The 1,003-nt window shown below is 70.4% G+C and carries 3 protein-coding genes; all 3 read left to right on the top strand.

Features of this window, described 5'->3' with window-relative positions:
- Positions 1–462 (top strand): hypothetical protein (locus tag EN742_RS35965; RefSeq protein WP_348632882.1); only part of this gene is annotated, 462 nt, incomplete at its 5' end.
- Positions 455–817, top strand: coding sequence for a hypothetical protein (locus tag EN742_RS35970; RefSeq protein ID WP_126055209.1), 363 nt, complete (start codon positions 455–457; stop codon positions 815–817). The genes EN742_RS35965 and EN742_RS35970, both read left to right, overlap by 8 nt.
- Positions 708–1,003 (top strand): terminase family protein (locus EN742_RS35975; RefSeq protein ID WP_210214515.1); only part of this gene is annotated, 296 nt, incomplete at its 3' end. The genes EN742_RS35970 and EN742_RS35975, both read left to right, overlap by 110 nt.

Below are 1,003 nucleotides of genomic sequence, written 5' to 3' on the forward strand. Positions count from 1 at the left end.
CCCATGCCCCGCTATGCCACCATCATCACCGCTGACGACGGACACGACGTCGTAAGCGCCATCGGCGTCTTCGAAGGCACCGCCAAGCCGCTGCGCTCCGGCCGTGTCGAGGAGGTCGCGCCCGGCGTGCTGATCGGCATGGTGCGCGGCGGGCCGGTCGATGCGGTCGGCGGCTTCGGCTTTCCAAACGGCGCTGAGGGCGGCCGGATGATCGGCATTGCCAGCACGGCGAGGCCGGGCAAGGCCGAGCCAGCCGCCGTCCAGATCGAAGCCGCGCCGGCCGGCACGGCGGCATCGGCCGAGAGCGCGGCGCCCAAGCCGGCGCGCAAGCCGACCAAGCCAAGGCGCGCCAAAACCGGCAAGCGCCGGAAGCCCGCCGTCGCGCGGTCCAGGCCGTCGAAGTCGGCGGTCGTTCCCGCCGCCGTGCCCGGCAGCAGCGAGCCGGCGGCGTCCCATGGCTGACGCGCCGTCGCGTTCGCGCCGGGCGCGGAAACCGGCAGGCGTTCCCGTCCGCCCGAAGCGGGCGAAAAAGACCATCGGCGATGATTTCGCCGCCGCGCTGCGCCAGGATTTCCGTGACCATGGCGCCGGCGTCATCGCCAAGGTCAGGGCGGAAAAGCCCGACCAGTATCTGAAGATCGTGCTGTCGGTGCTGCCCGGCCCGAAGGATTCTGATGCCCACACCAACACTCTGGACACACTGAGCGATGAGGAGATCCGCGCCCGCATCCGCGCCCTCGAAGCGATCGTCAGGCCGTTCCTTGGGGACGGAGTATCTGGCGCTGCTGACGGAGCTGGAGCGCCGGCGCCGCGCTAACCATTTGGCCGCTTACCGGCCCTATCCCAGGCAGGCGCAGTTCCATGCCGCGGGCGCTGCCAACCGCGAGCGCCTGTTCATGGCAGGCAATCAGCTTGGCAAGACCAGGGCGGGGGGCGCCGAATGGGCGATGCACCTCACCGGCCGCTATCCCGACTGGTGGCAAGGCAAGGTGTTCGACATGGC

This window comes from Mesorhizobium sp. M4A.F.Ca.ET.020.02.1.1, from assembly GCF_004022645.1.
GTDB lineage: Bacteria > Pseudomonadota > Alphaproteobacteria > Rhizobiales > Rhizobiaceae > Mesorhizobium.